Genomic DNA, 18,635 nt, shown 5'->3' on the forward strand with positions numbered 1-18,635 from the left:
CGGTGTGTCAGTTGACACAACCGGCGACTGATTCACCGCCTTCGCGAGCAAGCCCGCTCCCACATTTTGATGCGGTTTCGTCAGACATAACGACATTTACGGGTTAACCGATGCTTTTTAACCAAGCCTCACGCCTGGCCAAAATCACCAGCCCCCTCGGGCCGGATGTGCTGCTGCTCAACGGAATGGGCGGCGGTGAGGAGTTGGGCCGGCTGTTCAACTATGAGCTGCAACTGACGTCCCTGGACGCCAACATCGACCTCAACCAGTTGCTCGGCAAGCCCATGAGCGTGGGCGTGCAATTGGCGGATGGCGGTGAGCGGCATTTCCACGGCATCGTTGCGCGGTGCAGCCAGGACATCGACCAGGGCCAGTTCGCCAGTTACCAAGTGGTGTTGCGCCCATGGTTCTGGCTGCTGACCCGCACCTCGGACTGCCGGATTTTCCAGAACCTGAGCATCCCGCAGATCATCAAGCAGGTGTTTCGCGACCTGGGTTTTTCGGATTTCGAAGACGCCCTGAGCCGGCCGTATCGCGAGTGGGAATACTGCGTGCAGTACCGCGAGACCAGCTTCGATTTCGTCAGCCGCCTGATGGAACAGGAAGGCATCTACTACTTCTTCCGCCACGAGCAGGACCGCCACGTGCTCGTGCTGGCCGACGCCTATGGCGCGCACACCACGGTGCCGGGCTACGCGTCGATTCCGTACTACCCCAAGGACGAGCAGCAGCGCGAACGCGATCATATGTACAACTGGCACCTGGCGCAGGAGGTGCAGCCCGGTTCGCTGGAGCTCAACGACTACGACTTCCAGCGCCCCAGCGCGAGCATCGAGGTGCGCTCGGCGATGCCGCGTCCGCACACTGCCGGTGATTACCCGCTGTACGACTACCCCGGCACCTATGTGCAAAGCCAGGACGGTGAACACTATGCGCGCACCCGCATCGAAGCCCTGCAAACCCTGCACGAGCAGATCGAGTTCAGCGGCAATGCGCGGGGCCTGGGCTCCGGGCATTTGTTCAGCCTCACCGGCTTCAGCCGCCAGGACCAGAACCGCGAATACCTGATCGTCGGCGTCCGCTACCACATCACCCAGGAGAGCCTGGAAAGTGGCGGCGGCTCGGGCGAGGCGCAGTTCAGCAGCAGCCTGACCTGCATCGATGCCCAGCAAAGCTTCCGCCCACTGGCGAGCACCTACCGGCCCATCGTCAAAGGCCCGCAGACCGCGTTGGTGGTCGGGCCCAAGGGCGAGGAAATCTGGACCGACCAGTACGGCCGGGTGAAGGTGCACTTCTACTGGGACCGTCACGACCAATCCAACGAGAACAGCTCGTGCTGGATTCGCGTGTCGCAATCCTGGGCCGGCAAGAACTGGGGTTCGATGCAGATCCCGCGGATCGGCCAGGAAGTAATTGTGAGTTTTCTGGAAGGCGATCCCGACCGGCCGATCATCACCGGGCGGGTGTACAACGCTGAGCAGACGGTGCCTTACGACTTGCCGCAGAACGCCACGCAAAGCGGCATGAAAAGCCGCTCCAGCAAGGGCGGCACGCCGGCCAACTTCAATGAAATCCGCATGGAGGACAAGAAGGGCTTGGAGCAGTTGTACATCCATGCCGAGCGCAACCAGGACATCGTGGTGGAGGTGGATGAGAGCCATTCGGTGGGGCATGACCGCAACAAGAGCATCGGCCACAACGAGACGGTGAGCATCGGCAACAACCGCCTGCGCATCGTCAAACAGGAAGACATCCTCTCGGTGGGCCAGCGCAAGACCGACAGCATCAGCCAGAGCTACGTCATTGAAGTGGGCGAGAACCTGCGCCTGGTCTGCGGTGAAAGCATCCTGGAGTTGAACGCCAGCGGGCAGATCAACCTGACAGGCGTGCAGATCAGCTTCTACGCCAGCGGCGATGCCGAGTTCAACACCGGCGGCGTGCTGCACCTGAACAACGGCGGCGGCCCCGGCGCAACACCCGATGGCCAGGGCGTGAAAGCCAGCATCGACGCCAATATCAAAGCCGCGTTCCCAACGCCCAAAAGCTCCTGACGAGGCCTGTTTGCGATGACGTACCGAATCAACGAATTCCAGTTCCAACTGCCGGCCGCCGAGTTGCAGGACGCCACGATCAATATCCTCAAGTTCCCTGAACTGGGCACTTCCCTGATCATCAGTCGCAGCCTCTTGGCCGAGGACGAAACCCTGCACAGCAACTTCGCCGACCAGCTCAAGCGCCTGGAACAACAGGTGCAGGATTTGCGCTGCCAGCCGAGCACAGTCGTGCGTTTGGGCGCGGCTCAAGAGATCGAAGGCATCGAGTTGCGCAGCCAGTTCAACAAGGGCAATGACAAGGTGTTCCAGTACCAATTGGCGTTGGTGTTGCCGGGCACGCGCAAGATGCTCGCGTTGAGCTATGTGAAAGCCGAAAAGCTCGGCGATGCCGAGGCCGCGCATTGGGCCTTGATCAAGCACTCGCTGTCGTTCGACGCCCCTTGATGAGCCGCCTGCATGGCTGACGCGCTATGGGCGGCCCGCATGGGCGACGCGCTTGCCCACACGTCGATGATGGCCGACATCCTCGGCGGTGTGCTGGAGGTGGCGGCCAATATTGCGATCACCGCCGTGGCAACCGCAGCGGTGGTGGCCGCCACCGGCATAACCGTCGCCACTGGCGGGCTCGGTTGCTTCCTGCTGGGCGCGGTGGTGGGCACGATTGTCGGGCTGGCCATGAGCAAGACGGGGGCGGACAAAGGCCTGTCGAATTTATGCGAGAGCTTTAGCAACGCCCTGTTTCCGCCCACGGTACAGGCAAACATTCTCACCGGTTCCACCAACACCCTGACCAATAACATCCCCGCCGCCCGCGCTGCCGGGGCGATCAGCTCCCACGTCGCGCCGGCCGGCACCGAGCTGGAAGAACCCGCACCAGAGCCCGGTTACCTGGACATGGCCGAGAGTTTCTTCTCACAGATGTGGCGCCCGACGGTCGCTACGCCGGCGCCAGGCGCGGTGCCCAAGCCGCTGGACCTGGTGGTGTGCATGAAGCACCCGCCCATGCCGCCGCAGTTCCTGGCCGAGGGCTCGGACAAGGTCACGGTCAACGGCCAGCCGGCGGTGCGCAGCGGTGATCGCAGTACGTGCGATGCGACGGTGGTGGGTTCGGGGCTGATTTCCTCCAATGTGACCATCGGCGGCGGTTCGGTGGTGGTGCGCGAGATTCGCAGCGGCAAGACGCCGGGCGTCGGGCTGGCGGTGACGGCGTTGTTGATGCTCAAAGGTGGCAAGGGCAAGTTCTTCAGCAAGCTGCCGTGCATGCTGATCAGCGGCGCGACGTCGATGGCCGTCAGCAGCGCGATGGGGGCGATGGCGAATGCGGCGATGGGCTCGTCGAACCCGGTGCATGCGGCGACCGGCGCGAAAGTGTTGGGCGATGTCGAGGAGCTGGATTTTGTGCTGCCCGGCATCCTGCCGATTGCCTGGCAACGGGTCTACAACAGCCGCGATGAACGCTCGGGCAGCTTGTTGGGTGCTGGCTGGAGCGTGGCTTATGAAGTGTGCGTCGACATTCGCCCCCATCCTGAGGGGGGTGAAACGCTGATCTACACCGACGAGCAGGGTCGGCCGATCGACATGGGCTCGATTCCTTTGGGCGGCGCGGTATTCAGCGCCGGTGAAGGACTCGCGGTGCGCCGCCACCTCAATGGGCAGCTGCTGATCGAAAGCGACGATGGCCTGTACCGGTTGTTCGAGCCTACGGCCAACCCGTCGCGGCTGCGTCTGAGCCAGTTGGGTGATCGTAACGACAACCGTATCTACATCGACTATGACGAAGCCGGGCATCTGGTAAGGCTGCGCGATACGCACGATCTGGTGCAAGTTGAGCTGATTCGTGAGCAAGGCCAATTGGCGCTCATCGAGCGTGTGTATCCCGATCAGCGTCGTGAAGTGCTGGTCAGCTACGGCTATGACATGGCCGGGAGCCTGGCGCAAGTAAGCGACGCGACCGGCCAGGTGCAACGGCGTTTTGCCTACGACAACGGCCGCCGGATGGTCGAGCATCAACTGCCGACCGGGTTACGGTGTTTTTACGAATGGGCGTTGGTGGAAAACCTGGAATGGCGCGTGGTCCGGCATTGGACCGATGAAGGCGACGCTTACCAGTTCGACTATGACTTGCAGGCCGGCCTCACGCGTATCACCGATGGCTTGCAGCGCGTCAGCACCCGCCTGTGGAACACGCAGCACCAGATCATCCAGTACAGTGACAACCTCGGCCAGACCTGGCTGTTCGAGTGGAACGACGAACGCCAATTGCTCAGCGCCACCGATCCGCAGGGTGGGCGTTATGAGTACAGCTATGACGAGGCCGGAAACCTGATCGGCGAGAGTGACCCGTTGGGGCGCAGTGATTCGACGGTGTGGCTGGAGCATTGGGCCTTGCCGGTATCGGTGACTGACTGCGAGGGCAACACCTGGCGTTCACGTTACGACGCACGGGGTAACTGTACCGTCGAGACCGACCCGCTAGGGCATGTCACGAGGTATCGCTACGATAGTCACGGCCAACCGGTAGAGATCATCGACGCCACCGGCAAAAGCAAACGGCTACGCTGGAATCCGTTCGGCCAGCTCATTGAACACATTGACTGCTCCGGTTACCCGACGCGCTTCAGCTACGACGAGAGAGGTTATTTACAGGTCATCATTGATGCACTGGGTGAGCGCACGTCGTTTGTACACGACGCCCAAGGCCGAGTGCTGAGTACTCAACTTCCAGATGGGCGTACTGAATATTTCCAACGCGACGGCAGCGGCCAACTGGTTGCACATACCGACTTTGCCGGCCACTCCACACACTATCAGCGCAACCGTAAGGGGCAGGTCCGCGAGCGCGTCGATGCGCACGGCCGACAGGTCAGTTTTGCCTATGACAGCTATGGCCGCCTGCGTACGTTGACCAACGAAAACGGTGAACAATACCGTTTCGAATGGGACGCCAATGATCGTGTCTCCGAGCAACAGGATCTGGATGGCAGTCTCCGCCGCTATGACTACGACGCACTGAACAACATTTCACGCATGGAGGCGGTTGCAGCACCAGTCGGCATTGGCCTGGCAGTAGTAACGGCGGTGCCCGAACCATCCATCGTGCATGACTTTGAGCGCGACGCGGCGGGACGAATGGTGGTCAAAGTCACCGATGACGGGCGTACGGAATACAGTTACGACTTACTGGACCAGCTCAAAGCTGTCACGTTTACCCATAAGACAGGCCAACAACACACCGTCAGCTTCACTTATGACGCCCTTGGGCAGACCGTCGAAGAAAAAACCAGGGCAGGTGTTTTACAACATTGCTACGACGAGTTGGGAAACCTCAACCAGACTCGCTTACCCGACGGGCGCTGGCTCAATCGGTTGTACTACGGCAGCGGTCACCTCCATCAGATAAACCTCGATGGACGGGTTATCAGCGACTTTGAGCGCGACCGCTTACACCGCGAAGTCCTGCGTACTCAGGGACACCTGAGTACACGCCAGCGTTATGATCGCTGCGGCCGATTGCGCTCGCGCGAACGCGGCCATATCAGCCGGGCATCGGTACTCCCTGGCGCAGTACTAAAACAGTTCGAGTATGACCCCGCCGATAACTTGGTGGGCAAGCTTGAGCAACGGCCCGGCGGTCAGCACAGCCAGTTGCTGCATTACGATGCAACCGACCGAATAATCGCCAGCCAGGACAATTTTGCAGCACGACACGAAACCTATTCCTATGACGCCGCTGCCAACCTGCTCGATGGCCCACAGGCTGGCGCCGGACTGGTTGTACACAACAAGCTCCTGACATACCAAGACAAACGCTATCGCTACGACGGTTTCGGCCGCATGGTCGAGAAGCGAAGTGCCCAACGCGGCGTCCAGCGATTCGCCTATGACGCTGAACATCGCTTGATTGAGGTACGAAATGAACAGGGCACGCAGCGATCAGTCGTCCGCATGTCCTACGACCCTCTTGGCCGACGAACATCCAAAACAACCCACGACGCAAATGGCCATTTACTGAGTGAAACTCGCTTCACATGGGATGGGCTGCGGTTGGTGCAAGAGCACAAACATGCGCAGACCAGTCTTTATATCTACGGTGACGAAGGTCACGAACCCCTGGCCAGGGTTGACGGGACAGGCGCCCAGCAAAAAGTGCGCTATTACCACAATGACATGAACGGGCTGCCCGAGTTGCTTTCGGAAGCAGAAGGCCAGACAGTCTGGCAAGCCAGCTATCAGGTCTGGGGAAACACCGTTCGAGAAACGCGTGAGCCTTACTACATTGAAGAGCAGAACCTGCGGTTCCAGGGGCAGTATCTGGATCGGGAGACTGGCCTGCATCACAACATTTTCCGCTTCTACGATCCGGATATCGGCCGCTTCACTACGCCTGACCCCATTGGCCTCGCCGGGGGGCTGAATCTTTATCTGTATTCAACGAATCCGCTGACGTGGATCGACCCCTACGGCCTGAACCCGAAGGATTTGGTACGGTACAAGCCCAAAGATTCCGTGACACCCAAGGCTGGTGGTCGTGGCACAGCCATCAATCGGGCTTGGGGAGAAGAGCGGGAGCTTGTGACCCGCGGTGGCGGCTCAAGAGACTGGGCGGACCATGAGCGTGAGTTGATCAAAAATACCAAGAGCAACGCACGCTTGAATTCTTTGATGTCCAAAGCAGGCTACACCGGCCACCACATCAACAGCGTCGAAGGTAACGGTGCATTGGGCAAAGCCTGGAAAGGTGACCCAAGGAACATTGTGTTCTTGCAAAACGCGAACCATCCAAGTGGCATTGACGAACACTTGAACAGCCCGCAAGGGCACAGGAAGAATTACGCCAACGCAGGCAAAGGCCGATTGATCGACCGAGCCAGAACACCCGCTACAAAACCCGGCTGCGGTAAATAGGTTTCCATTGGAGAAGAACATGAGCGCCCTCGATAACGCCTTTAAAGAATTGCGCCGCATCCACAAGAAATTTGACATCGAAGGGAGCTTCGAAAAAAACGGCCAGGCAAACGCCAAATGGCCACAAACCCTGCCTCGCTCCTCTGAGACGGACTACTTTTACGACTTTTGCGAGCCTGTCGATGTAGAAATCGAAACAGGTTTGACCCCCATCCGCTTTTTCAGCTTGGACGCATTGGAAGATGGTCAGGTCGGTTACAAGTGGGCAGGCGAATCCAACAAGACTGAGTTGAATGGAAATTGGCCGGCACAACATCTGGTTTTCATGGATGACATCGGTGGTGGCAAGCCGGTTATCGCAGTTACCGATATTCCAGGCACACCCGTATTGGCGAGCTACGATGCCATAGCGCCTTTCAAGATTGCCGACTCTCTTGCGGATTTTCTGCTGGCCTTCGCCAAGACTGTCGAGATCGTCCATGGAAAATTCGACATTTTTGATATCTACAACGACGACGATGAGCTCTCCAGCAAATTCGTCAAGCTACTCAACAAGGAAGTCGGCCCGTTACTGGGCGAGGAAAATTACCAACGCTTTTTTGACTACTTCTACGGCTGAGTCAGGTCAGACCCCACAAAAAAGGCACAGCCCAGTCGGCGTGGGACAAGCGTCCTGACCGTCCATGGTCATTCGCGACATCAGATGTTGGCGGGGACGAAGTCGGGCCCACCCAGTTTGTCCCGAACCACCAGCGCAGTACGCATCAACGGCCCCCACAGGCCGTTCTGGCTATTCCAGCCAGCGCCCGCCCAGCGGGTATCGCCGACAAGGGCAGCCTTGTTGCGTTCCAGCTGCTTCTGCAGGGCCACTGCCACAGCCCCCATGTCGATCTCGAACAGGTCGGCATACAGACCATCGGGGTTCGTGCGCTTTTTGCTCAGGCAAAAACGGTAGTACCACACCCACACTGCCGCGGCGTAAATCGCCCGATTACGATCAGGGTAAGTCGCGAGGATTTTAAGCAAGGCCGCGACGAAACAACCTGGGAATTGCGGGTCGCGGGTCTCTTGCCAATAGCGCACCACCAACAGATCGAACGCTGCGACCACATTCTGTGGCTCGTCGTTGTCGCTCTTGGCTTCTTGAAAGTAGAACGGTTCGCCCACCAGGAACTTATCCAGGTCGTTATTCGCCAGGGCAAGCAGCAGCACATTATCTAAATTGGCACTCATTGGATTCTCACTACGTCTGGGTTCGCGAGCAGGAAATTGATGTCGTTGCCGTGTGGAATGCCCACATTGTCCAGCACCGCCTCACGCATCCCGCCAGGATGGGTCACGCCACCGGGGCGCCAGAGTGAGTTGGCTCCGCGTTCATTACCGGTTGGCATGACGACCTTGGGATTGTTCAGGTCCATCATATAAATTTCTTTGCCGGTAAAGGTGCCAGGGTCATAACCCAGGGCCTTTTCCAGGACCGCAAGGTCGCCGGTCTTTTTGAATTCGCCGACAACGCCGTGCAGGTCCGACTTCGCCATGACGTACTTGGAAGGACTGAATGTTGTGTACATCGGGTTGGCGATATCATCCGGCGTGAAGAGGAACGCCCCCCCTTCATCCTGAAACACCTTGAGGTGCTTGGAGATATAAGAACCCTCAAGATAGTCGGCAGGATTCGGTCGACTGTACTGGGGAATCGCCATGATGTCGTCTTGGGTATAACCCGGCTTGAACCGCACCTTGGGGGTCGTGCCGATTTTTGCCATTTTCGGCCCAAGCCCCAGAAGCGCCATGCCGGCAACCCCTTGCAGCAAATCCCGATAGCCTGGGCCCAAACGATCCCCCAGGTCGCCCAGCAACGCCATACCGCCCATCACCGCGCCGCCGATTACCACGAACCCGGCCAGGGCAGCCAGCCCGGCCATCGCCGCCAGGATCGCAGCGCCACCCATGGCCAGGATGCCCAAGGCTTCAAACCCGGTATGCATCCAGCCCTCGATATCCAGCACAAAGGCGACCGAGACGGTTGGCCCACCGATAAAGGTATTGGGGCTGCCACTCTTGATATGGGCACCGCACACCATTTTGCTGTGCAGGCGTGCTGCCGGCTTGCCGTTGATAAACACGGTGGCACTGCCTTCGGCGATCAAAACCGGGAAGGGCCAAACCGGGTGATTCATCGGCAGCCCAGTGCAGGAGGAGGCAATATCCTCACCGGCGCGCATCGCATTGAGGCCGTTGATATAGACGTTGAAACTGCCCGCCACCAGTGCCCCTGTCGTGGGCTCGGGCAGGTTGAAAATGGTACTCAAGCCCTTGACCACCTGGAACATCGACAGCCCACCCGCCGCGACTGAGCCGGCCATGATTGCCACTGCCAGTCCACCCGTGGCAACTGTCGCTGCGATCACCGCGGCACCGATCAATGCACCTGCGACTGCGCCCGCCAGCATTGCAGCGACGCCGAATCCGTGGGCTATTTCATCACCCAAGCGGGCTGCTGCTTGCGCATCCATTGCGTGTATCTACCGTATGGGTTAAACCGCTGCCGTGTGCGAATCAGGCGCCAGACACAAGGGGCTTCAGGCTGCTCATGGCGATTTTCCAGGCCGTCTCGTGAGACGCCAGGTCACCCGGCGTGGTCGTCAGTGTGGTAATCAGCACGGCCGGTTTTCGCTCAATAAACATCTGGCGCAACATCAGCTCGCGCCCTTCCCGCTTCCAGGTGTAATCCACCAGTGTGGCGGCATGTCCATGCAGCACCGTGTCCCAGCGTTGGATCAACTTGAACTCCGGCAATTGCTGCTCGGCGCTTTGCACTTGCTTGTCGATGTAATCCGCGAAGGTCGCATCACCTTGGGAGGCATCACGACTGATGACAAAGCTGGCTTCCTTGGCGCTGCCAACAGCTGGCAGCTTGAAGATATTGATACTCTGGTCCTGCCAGGTATCAGGGATTTCGAGGTCTGCTTCTTGAATTCTGTAGAGGGTCACGGTGATCGCTTTCCATGGACATGAGTGACTCGGGAAGGCGCAAATAGTCGAGTAATGCTTCACAACAATCAAGCCGAGGGCGATACCCTGACCCGGTCCCACAAAAAATGGGCACCCAACCCAGTCGGCGTGCCCATCTTTTCTACCACCCCACCTCCCTTCGAGGCGCTACCGCCGTTACGGGTTGACGCTGTCTTTGAGCGACTTGCCCGGCTTGAACGCAACGGTGTTGCTCGCCTTGATCTTCACTGGCTCGCCGGTCTGTGGGTTCTTGCCGGTGCGGGCGCCGCGGTGGCGTTGCAAGAAGGTGCCGAAGCCAACCAGGGTGACGCTGTCCTTGCGGTGCAGGGCGCCGGTGATTTCTTCGAGAACGGCGTTGAGGACGCGGTTGGCCTGTTCTTTGGTGAGATCCGCTTTTTCAGCGATGGCGGCTGCGAGTTCTGGTTTACGCATAAATGAAGCCTCTTTGACGGTTTTTTGTTGTTATGTCCGTGCTGCTCTCTAATGGAGCAGCGCCCAAAGCGCCGCAGGCTCTACTCTGCGGCAGACGGGAGTGAGGATGGCATGCCCTAGGACGCCGCGCCAGTCTCGCGGCGACCTTTCTGGGGATAGGAACGTGCTGATTCCGACAGAACGACTGGTATTTACGCCAACAATGGTGGGAGTTCTTTGTTGAGCGCCAGTTTTTCCATCACGGCGCTACCGGTCAGCGCGTAACCCAGCAGGCGACCGCTGGCGTCGCGACACAGCGCCTTGATGTCGGCGCCCTGGCCTTCGACACTCCATACGCCTTCGCTGCCCCGTGGCGGCGGCGAGACCACCAGCGGGCAGATCGGGGTTTTCACGGTAATCGGCATCGGTCCGTAGCTGACCGCCGTGGCATTGCCGACCAGGGTCTGGGCCAGGGCGCGGGCGCAGCTCATCAGTGGCATCACGTACAGCAGGTTCAGGCCATCGACCTCGGCGCAGTCACCCAGGGCATAGATATTGGCGTGGGAGGTCTTGAGGTGGCGGTCCACCGTGACGCCACGATTGGTCTGCAAACCGGCGGCAGCAGCCAGGTCTACCCGTGGGCGCAGGCCGATGGCAGAGACCACCAGGTCGCAGTGGATCACTTCACCGTCCGACAAGTGCGCTTCCAGCCCGTCAGCACCGCGCTGCAGGCGGTTGAGCACCGGGCCCAGGTGGAAACGCGCACCAAGCCCTTCCAGCCCGGCCTGCACCGCAGCGGCCGCAGCCGGGTGCAGCAGGGTCGGCATGACTTGCTCGCACGGGGCCACCAGTTCGACTTCGTAGCCGCCAAGGATCAGGTCGTTGGCAAACTCACAGCCAATCAGACCTGCGCCAAGCAGCAACACCCGGCGCTTGCCGGCAGCGGCGGCACGAAAGCGTGCGTAGTCTTCAAGGTCGTTGATCGGGAATATCAGCTCGGCGGCATCGCCTTCCACCGGCACACGCACGGTCTCGGCGCCCCAGGCCAGGATCAGGTCGCGATAGGCCACCGCTTCCTCGCCGATCCACAGGCGCTTGTGGCCCGGGTCGATGCCGCTGACGCGGGTGTGGGTGCGCACTTCAGCCTTGAGTTGCTCGGCCATGGCGCCGGGTTCGGCCATACTCAGGCCATCGGCTTCCTTGTTCTTGCCAAAGCCGGTGGAGAGCATGGGCTTGGAGTAGGAACGCCCGTCATCGGCGGTGATCAGCAGCAATGGGGTCTCGCTGTCGAGCTTGCGAAACTCCCGGGCCAGGTTGTAACCGGCCAACCCTGTGCCGATGATCACGACAGGTGCGTTCATTCCTTTCTCCTTGTAGTACGTTTCTTTGCTTGAAAATTAACCGATTTCGATCATTTCGAAATCCATCTTGCCCACGCCGCAGTCAGGGCACAGCCAGTCTTCCGGGACGTCTTGCCACAGGGTGCCCGGCGCGATGCCGTCATCCGGCCAGCCGTCTTTTTCGTCGTAGATCAGGCCGCAGACTACACATTGCCACTTCTTCATTACTTGTTTCCTCAGGGTCCAGGCATCTTGGCCGACGGTCGATAGATCCAGCATTGCCGCACGGCTCAGGGCGTTTTGTACTGATCGGGGCGTGCAGATGCAAGCATGATCGACGCAAACGGCAGGGCCGGCCCGGCAAAATCCCGGGACGCCATGGTAAGCTCGCCGCCTCTTTTGCTGCCAATACTGACTCACCGTGCCGCACTCAATCGCCCTGCCCGATGCTTGCCAATGGCTGACCCAGAGCCTTCTGTCCCCAATGCCTGCGCCCCTGACCGTCAACTGGCTGTTCAACGAAGACTCGCTGACGCGCCGGCTGACGTGGCTGTCCAACGACGGTTTCAGCGTGACACCGCTGTTCGAGGGCTGGCAGCCGCTGCGTGACGACGAATGCGCCGCGCTGGAACTGGCCCCTGCCAGCGTCGGTTGGGTGCGCGAAGTGTATTTACGCGGGCACGGCCAGCCGTGGGTGTTTGCCCGCAGCGTGGCGTCGCGCAGCGCATTGCAGGGCGATGGCTTGCACATGGATCAACTGGGCAGCCGCTCGCTGGGCGAATTGCTGTTTTGCGACCAGGCATTCACCCGCCAAGCCATCGAGGTGTGCCACTACCCGCGCCAATGGCTGCCCACCGCGGATCAGGCCGACGGGCTGTGGGGCCGTCGCTCGCGCTTCGATCGCGGCGCGCTGAGCATTCTGGTCGCGGAAATCTTCCTGCCGAACTTCTGGCACGCGTTGCACGCCCATCCGGAGAACTGCTGATGTATCAACGCCTGCTCAAGTCCCTGAACCGCTTGAACCCCAGGGCCTGGGATTTCATTCAACTGACCCGCATGGACAAGCCCATCGGCATCTACCTGCTGCTGTGGCCGACGCTGTGGGCGTTGTGGATTGCCGGCAAGGGTTCGCCGTCCTTCATCAATATCGTGATTTTCGTACTCGGCGTGGTGCTGACCCGCGCCGGCGGTTGCGTGATCAATGACTGGGCCGACCGCAAGGTCGACGGCCATGTGAAACGCACCGAGCAACGCCCGCTGGTGAGCGGCAAGATCAGTTCGAAAGAGCCGCTGGTGTTTTTCGCGGTGCTGATGGGCATCAGTTTCCTGCTGGTGTTGCTGACCAACGCCACCACCATCCTGCTGTCCCTGGGCGGCCTGGCCCTGGCGGCGAGCTACCCGTTCATGAAGCGCTATACCTATTACCCGCAGGTGGTGCTGGGCGCGGCGTTTTCCTGGGGCATGCCGATGGCGTTCACCGCCGAGACCGGCAGCCTGCCTGCCACTGCCTGGCTGCTCTACATCGCGAACCTGCTGTGGACGGTAGGTTACGACACGTATTACGCGATGACCGACCGCGATGACGACTTGAAGATCGGCGTGAAATCCACCGCCATCCTGTTCGGCGATGCCGATCGCGTGATTATCCTGACCCTGCAAGGGCTGGCGCTGGCGTGCCTGTTGCTGGCCGGGGCGCGGTTTGAGCTGGGGGGCTGGTTCCACCTGGGGCTGCTGGCCGCGGCGGGCTGTTTTGCGTGGGAGTTCTGGTACACGCGGGACAGGGATCGGATGAAGTGCTTCAAGGCGTTTTTGCACAACCACTGGGCGGGGTTGGCGATTTTTGTCGGGATTGTGTTGGATTACGGGTTTCGCTAAGTGCCATTTTTTGTAGTGACTGAACGATCGCCTTCGCGGGCAAGCCCGCTCCCACATTTTGATCGGTGAATACACTCAAAGTGTGGGAGCGGGCTTGCCCGCGATGCTTTTAGTGGCTCCGCTGGCTCAAGGCTTGATCACATGCCACGCCCCACCCTTGCCATCACCGGTCTTGTCCCCGGCCTTCTTGTCATCCTTGTAGGTGTACACCGGCTTGCCTTTGTAAGCCCACTGACTGGTCTGGTCATCACGGGTGATCACCGTCCAGTCGCCCATCGACTTGTCAGTGGATTCAGCCATCAGTGGCGGCCAGTTCATCGCGCACTGGTCCTTGCACACTGACTTGCCGTCGGCATCCTTGTCGAAGGTGTAGAGCGTCATCCCTTTGTGATCCACCAGCATCCCGTCTTTAGTCATCGCCGGGTCCATCGCGAAGGCCAGGCTCGGCAGCGCCAACGCCGCCGTTACCAACAGGGCCTTCCAGGAAACAGTACTGTAAGTCATCGGAACCTTCCTTTTGTGGTTGTCAGGATTCGGACTCAAAGCGTAGCCCACAGAGACGCAGATTGCCCAAGCGACTAAATTACTGTCACACGACTGCAATAATTCCGTTATCTAATGCGGCGCAAGACAGTTAAATGACAAGAGGATTTAGGCATGGTTGGCAGGAGCATTCTGATCGTTGACGACGAAGCGCCCATCCGCGAGATGATCGCCGTTGCGTTGGAAATGGCCGGCTACGACTGCCTGGAGGCGGAAAACTCCCAGCAGGCCCATGCCATTATCGTCGACCGCAAGCCCGACCTGATCCTGCTCGACTGGATGCTGCCCGGCACCTCCGGCATCGAATTGGCCCGCCGTCTCAAGCGTGACGAACTGACCGGGGACATCCCGATCATCATGCTCACCGCCAAGGGCGAAGAGGACAACAAGATCCAGGGCCTGGAAGTCGGCGCCGATGACTACATCACCAAGCCGTTTTCCCCACGCGAGCTGGTAGCGCGCCTGAAAGCCGTCCTGCGTCGCGCCGGGCCTACCGATGGCGAAGCGCCGATTGAAGTCGGCGGCCTGATCCTCGACCCCATCAGCCACCGCGTGACCATCGATGGCACGCCGGCCGAGATGGGCCCCACCGAATACCGCCTGCTGCAATTTTTCATGACCCACCAGGAACGCGCCTACACCCGCGGCCAGCTGCTCGATCAGGTCTGGGGCGGCAACGTGTACGTGGAGGAGCGCACCGTGGACGTGCATATCCGTCGCCTGCGCAAAGCCTTGGGCGATGCCTACGAGAATCTGGTACAAACCGTGCGCGGCACGGGCTACCGCTTCTCCACCAAAGGCTGAGCCAGCCCCTTACCCTCCTAAACAGCTGACAAGGACGCATGTTTAAGTGAACCAAAACTGGCACGGCACCCTGATCCGCCACATGCTCCTGCTGGTCACCGGCTGCCTGCTGGTCGGCCTGATCAGCGGTTATTACGGCTGGAGCCTGGCCATCGGCATCGGCCTGTACCTGGGCTGGACTCTCAAGCAATTGCTGCGCTTGCATGAATGGCTGCGCCAGCACAAACCCGACGAAGCACCGCCCGACGGCTACGGCCTGTGGGGCGAGGTGTTCGACAGCATCTACCACCTGCAACGCCGCGACCAACGGGTGCGCGGGCGCCTGCAAGCGGTGATCGACCGGGTGCAGGAGTCCACCGCAGCGCTGAAAGACGCGGTGATCATGCTCGACAGCGACGGCAACCTGGAATGGTGGAACCGCGCCGCCGAAACCCTGCTGGGCCTCAAGACGCCCCAGGACAGCGGCCAGCCGGTGACCAACCTGGTACGCCATCCGCGCTTCAAGGAATACTTCGAGCAGGACAACTACGAAGAAGCCCTGGAAATCCCCTCGCCCACCAATGACCGCGTGCGCATCCAGCTGTACCTGACGCGCTATGGCAACAACGAACACCTGATGCTGGTCCGCGACGTGACCCGCATCCACCAGCTCGAACAGATGCGCAAGGACTTCGTCGCCAACGTCTCCCACGAGCTGCGTACACCGTTGACGGTGATCTGTGGCTACCTGGAGACGCTGCTGGACAATGTCGACGAGATCAACCCGCGCTGGAGCCGGGCGCTGCAACAGATGCAGCAGCAAGGCTCACGTATGCAGACCCTGCTCAATGACCTGTTGCTGTTGGCCAAGCTGGAGGCGACCGACTACCCGTCGGACAACCAGCCGGTGGCCGTACAAACCCTGTTGCAGACCATCAAGCACGACGCCCAGGCCCTCTCCGGCCAACGCGGCCAGCAGATCACCCTGGAAGCCGACCCGTCGGTGCTGCTCAAAGGCAGCGAAGGTGAGTTGCGCAGCGCGTTTTCCAACCTGGTGTTCAACGCCGTCAAGTACACCCAGGACAAGGGCACCATCCGCATCCGCTGGTGGGCCGATGAACAAGGCGCCCACTTGAGCGTGCAGGATTCCGGCATCGGCATCGACGCCAAGCACCTGCCGCGCCTGACCGAGCGTTTCTACCGCGTCGACTCCAGCCGCAACTCCAACACCGGCGGCACCGGGCTTGGCCTGGCAATCGTCAAGCATGTGCTACTGCGCCACCGTGCGCGCCTGGAAATCAGCAGTGTACTGGGCCATGGCAGCACGTTTACCTGCCACTTTGCGCCGGCGCAGGTGACCCGCTCGCGCGTCCTCGGCACCGACGAATAACCCGAATACACCACTGGATTAAATGTGGGAGCTGGCTTTTGTGGGTGCGGGCTTGCTCGCGAAGGCGGTGTATCAGTCAACACATCCTTTTCTGACAAACCGCCTTCGCGAGCAAGCCCGCTCCCACACAAGCCCGCTCCCACAGTGGATTTGCGACGTATCGGACTAGGCAAGCGCCCCATCAGCCGCTACATTGGCCGACTTGCGTCCGCGTTTGCGGGCCACCTGTTAACCCTTATTGAACACACGGAACCTGCAAAACCCCATCATGGACCCTTCCCCTGGTATCACCCTCGCTACACTCTTCGCCGACTTCGGCATGATTCTTTTTGCACTGATCCTGGTACTGCTCAACGGTTTTTTCGTTGCGGCGGAATTTGCCATGGTCAAACTGCGCTCCACCCGGGTCGAGGCCATCGCCCACACCAACGGCTGGCGCGGGCAGATCCTGCGCACCGTGCACAGCCAGCTCGACGCCTACCTGTCGGCCTGCCAGTTGGGTATCACCCTCGCCTCCCTGGGCCTGGGCTGGGTCGGCGAACCGGCGTTTGCGCATATCCTCGAGCCGCTGCTGGGCGCCGCGGGCGTCGAGTCGCCGGAAGTGATCAAGGGCGTATCGTTCTTCGCTGCATTCTTTGTGATTTCCTACCTGCACATCGTGGTCGGCGAACTGGCGCCCAAGTCCTGGGCGATCCGCAAACCGGAGTTGTTGTCGCTGTGGACGGCGGTGCCGCTGTACCTGTTCTATTGGGCGATGTACCCGGCGATCTACCTGCTCAACGCCAGTGCCAACGCGATCCTGCGTATCGCCGGCCAAGGCGAGCCCGGCCCGCACCATGAACACCATTACAGCCGCGAAGAACTCAAGCTGATCCTGCACTCCAGCCGTGGCCAGGACCCCAGCGACCAAGGCATGCGCGTACTGGCCTCGGCCGTGGAAATGGGCGAACTGGAAGTGGTCGACTGGGCCAACTCCCGGGAAGACCTGGTGACCCTGGATTTCAATGCCCCGCTCAAGGAAATCCTCGCGCTGTTCCGCCGCCACAAATTCAGCCGCTACCCGGTGTATGACGCGGTGCGCAACGAATTCGTGGGCCTGCTGCACATCAAGGATTTGCTGCTGGAACTGGCGGCTTTGGACCACATCCCCGAGTCGTTCAACCTGGCCGAGCTGACCCGCCCGCTGGAGCGCGTGTCGCGGCATATGCCGTTGTCGCAGCTGCTGGAGCAGTTCCGCAAGGGCGGCGCACACTTCGCCCTGGTGGAAGAAGCCGACGGCAAGATCATCGGCTACCTGACCATGGAAGACGTGCTGGAAGTGCTGGTGGGCGACATCCAGGATGAACACCGCAAGGCCGAGCGCGGCATCCTGGCCTATCAGCCGGGCAAGCTGTTGGTGCGTGGCGACACGCCGCTGTTCAAGATTGAGCGCCTGCTGGGCATCGATCTGGACCACATCGAAGCCGAAACCCTGGCCGGCCTGATCTACGAAACCCTGAAACGGGTGCCGGAAGAAGAAGAAGTGCTGGAAGTCGAAGGCTTGCGGATCATCATCAAGAAGATGAAAGGGCCAAAGATCGTATTGGCCAAGGTCCTGCTACTGGATTGAGCCTCAGTTGCCCAACGCAAAGTTGGGCAATGCGCCCACCGGCTGGTTGAACTCATACGGGATCGACACCAGCCCCGCCTCACTGGCGCGCTGCACCACAAAATGCAGATGCGGCCCGCTGCTGTTGCCGGTATTGCCCGACAGCGCCAGCGGGCTGCCCACCGCGACCCGTTGCCCCACCCGAACGCTGACCGAACCTTGCTTGAGGTGCAGGTACACGCCCTCGGTGCCGTCATCATGGCGCACCCGCACAAAATTTCCCGACGCATCGTTGCCACGTCCGGCCTGCTGGTTCTCGGTTTTCACCACCACGCCGCTGCGCGCCGCGATGATCGGCGTGCCTTCGGGCATGGCGATGTCCATGGCGTAGCGGCTTTTGGCGTCGGTATGGCTGAAGCTGCCGTTGGGCCCTTGGCTCAGACGGAACGGCCCACCGCGCCAGGGCAGCGGGTAGCGGTAGGCTTGCGACGAGTAAGTGGGCTTGGGTCTATCAAGCACGGGCCGCTCGGGCTTGCGCTCCTGGATCACGAACGCCTGCGCCCCGGGGGTTTGCCGGTCGCTGTAAACCACGTTGCCGTTGGCATCGACTGATTTGTAGACGGTCATGGCCTGGGCCGACATGGCAACCGTGGCCAGCCCGCAGCACAGCAAGCAGCGCATGAGCATGGTGTGAACCTGCCGAGATGAAACGGCAGGCTAGCAAGGAATCA

The 18,635-nt window shown here is 60.5% G+C and carries 17 protein-coding genes; 9 read left to right on the forward strand and 8 right to left on the reverse strand.

What is annotated here, in order from left to right:
• Positions 1-110: 110 nt before the first annotated feature.
• The 4 genes from PSH81_RS26795 to PSH81_RS26810 are packed head-to-tail and all read left to right on the forward strand — an operon-like array spanning position 111 to position 7,578.
• A complete protein-coding gene (locus PSH81_RS26795) occupies positions 111-2,051 on the forward strand; it encodes a type VI secretion system Vgr family protein (RefSeq protein ID WP_305391752.1) in 1,941 nt (646 codons plus the stop codon).
• 15 nt (positions 2,052-2,066) lie between these two features.
• Complete coding sequence (locus tag PSH81_RS26800) at positions 2,067-2,498, forward strand: DcrB-related protein (RefSeq protein WP_226454697.1); 432 nt, start codon at positions 2,067-2,069, stop codon at positions 2,496-2,498.
• Between the two features lie 12 nt (positions 2,499-2,510).
• Entirely contained in the window at positions 2,511-6,959 is a 4,449-nt protein-coding gene (locus PSH81_RS26805) for an RHS repeat-associated core domain-containing protein (RefSeq protein ID WP_305391753.1), read from the forward strand.
• 19 nt (positions 6,960-6,978) lie between these two features.
• On the forward strand, positions 6,979-7,578 hold the full coding sequence (locus tag PSH81_RS26810) for a hypothetical protein (RefSeq protein WP_226454699.1): 600 nt from the start codon (positions 6,979-6,981) through the stop codon (positions 7,576-7,578).
• Between the two features lie 80 nt (positions 7,579-7,658).
• On the opposite strand, the gene PSH81_RS26815 is transcribed toward PSH81_RS26810, so the two are convergent.
• The 6 genes from PSH81_RS26815 to PSH81_RS26840 form a co-directional block, all read right to left on the reverse strand.
• Positions 7,659-8,192: a hypothetical protein gene (locus tag PSH81_RS26815; protein WP_305391754.1), complete on the reverse strand. Its 534-nt coding sequence runs from the start codon at positions 8,190-8,192 to the stop codon at positions 7,659-7,661.
• Positions 8,189-9,475 (reverse strand): PAAR domain-containing protein, encoded by a 1,287-nt coding sequence (locus tag PSH81_RS26820; protein ID WP_192298041.1) that lies wholly within the window; start codon positions 9,473-9,475, stop codon positions 8,189-8,191. Before PSH81_RS26820 ends, PSH81_RS26815 begins: the two co-directional genes overlap by 4 nt.
• A 43-nt stretch (positions 9,476-9,518) precedes the next feature.
• Positions 9,519-9,953, reverse strand: coding sequence for a DUF1795 domain-containing protein (locus PSH81_RS26825; protein WP_192298042.1), 435 nt, complete (start codon positions 9,951-9,953; stop codon positions 9,519-9,521).
• A 177-nt stretch (positions 9,954-10,130) separates the two neighbouring features.
• The gene (locus PSH81_RS26830; protein ID WP_003213368.1) at positions 10,131-10,406 is read right to left on the reverse strand and encodes an HU family DNA-binding protein; all 276 of its coding nucleotides are present in this window, start codon (positions 10,404-10,406) and stop codon (positions 10,131-10,133) included.
• Positions 10,407-10,597: 191 nt separating this feature from the next.
• On the reverse strand, positions 10,598-11,746 hold the full coding sequence (locus tag PSH81_RS26835; RefSeq protein ID WP_305391755.1) for an NAD(P)/FAD-dependent oxidoreductase: 1,149 nt from the start codon (positions 11,744-11,746) through the stop codon (positions 10,598-10,600).
• Between the two features lie 36 nt (positions 11,747-11,782).
• Complete coding sequence (locus PSH81_RS26840; protein ID WP_003213373.1) at positions 11,783-11,950, reverse strand: rubredoxin; 168 nt, start codon at positions 11,948-11,950, stop codon at positions 11,783-11,785.
• A 196-nt stretch (positions 11,951-12,146) separates the two neighbouring features.
• On the opposite strand from PSH81_RS26840, the gene PSH81_RS26845 reads away from it, so the two are divergent.
• Both PSH81_RS26845 and ubiA read left to right on the forward strand, forming a co-directional pair.
• A complete protein-coding gene (locus PSH81_RS26845) occupies positions 12,147-12,710 on the forward strand; it encodes a chorismate lyase (RefSeq protein ID WP_305391756.1) in 564 nt (187 codons plus the stop codon).
• Positions 12,710-13,600: a 4-hydroxybenzoate octaprenyltransferase gene (ubiA, locus tag PSH81_RS26850; RefSeq protein ID WP_305391757.1), complete on the forward strand. Its 891-nt coding sequence runs from the start codon at positions 12,710-12,712 to the stop codon at positions 13,598-13,600. The genes PSH81_RS26845 and ubiA overlap by 1 nt, the downstream gene beginning before the upstream one ends.
• 126 nt (positions 13,601-13,726) lie before the next feature.
• Here the strand turns inward: ubiA and PSH81_RS26855 are convergent, their stop codons facing one another.
• Positions 13,727-14,104, reverse strand: a complete 378-nt coding sequence (locus tag PSH81_RS26855) for a hypothetical protein (RefSeq protein WP_192298046.1) — start codon at positions 14,102-14,104, stop codon at positions 13,727-13,729.
• Positions 14,105-14,257: 153 nt separating this feature from the next.
• On the opposite strand from PSH81_RS26855, the gene phoB reads away from it, so the two are divergent.
• The 3 genes from phoB to PSH81_RS26870 all read left to right on the forward strand — a co-directional run bounded on the left by phoB (position 14,258) and on the right by PSH81_RS26870 (position 17,925).
• Entirely contained in the window at positions 14,258-14,947 is a 690-nt protein-coding gene (phoB, locus tag PSH81_RS26860; protein ID WP_003231714.1) for a phosphate regulon transcriptional regulator PhoB, read from the forward strand.
• 82 nt (positions 14,948-15,029) lie between these two features.
• Positions 15,030-16,316 carry a phosphate regulon sensor histidine kinase PhoR gene (gene phoR, locus PSH81_RS26865; RefSeq protein WP_230412680.1) on the forward strand — a complete coding sequence of 429 codons (1,287 nt, stop codon included), beginning with the start codon at positions 15,030-15,032 and terminating at the stop codon, positions 16,314-16,316.
• A gap of 268 nt (positions 16,317-16,584) precedes the next feature.
• Complete coding sequence (locus PSH81_RS26870) at positions 16,585-17,925, forward strand: hemolysin family protein (protein WP_305391758.1); 1,341 nt, start codon at positions 16,585-16,587, stop codon at positions 17,923-17,925.
• Positions 17,926-17,928: 3 nt separating this feature from the next.
• Here PSH81_RS26870 and PSH81_RS26875 read toward each other — a convergent pair whose 3' ends face one another.
• Complete coding sequence (locus tag PSH81_RS26875; protein ID WP_226454703.1) at positions 17,929-18,591, reverse strand: M23 family metallopeptidase; 663 nt, start codon at positions 18,589-18,591, stop codon at positions 17,929-17,931.
• Positions 18,592-18,635 lie beyond the last annotated feature (44 nt).

Source organism: Pseudomonas sp. FP2335, from assembly GCF_030687535.1.
In the GTDB taxonomy this organism is placed as follows: Bacteria; Pseudomonadota; Gammaproteobacteria; order Pseudomonadales; family Pseudomonadaceae; genus Aquipseudomonas.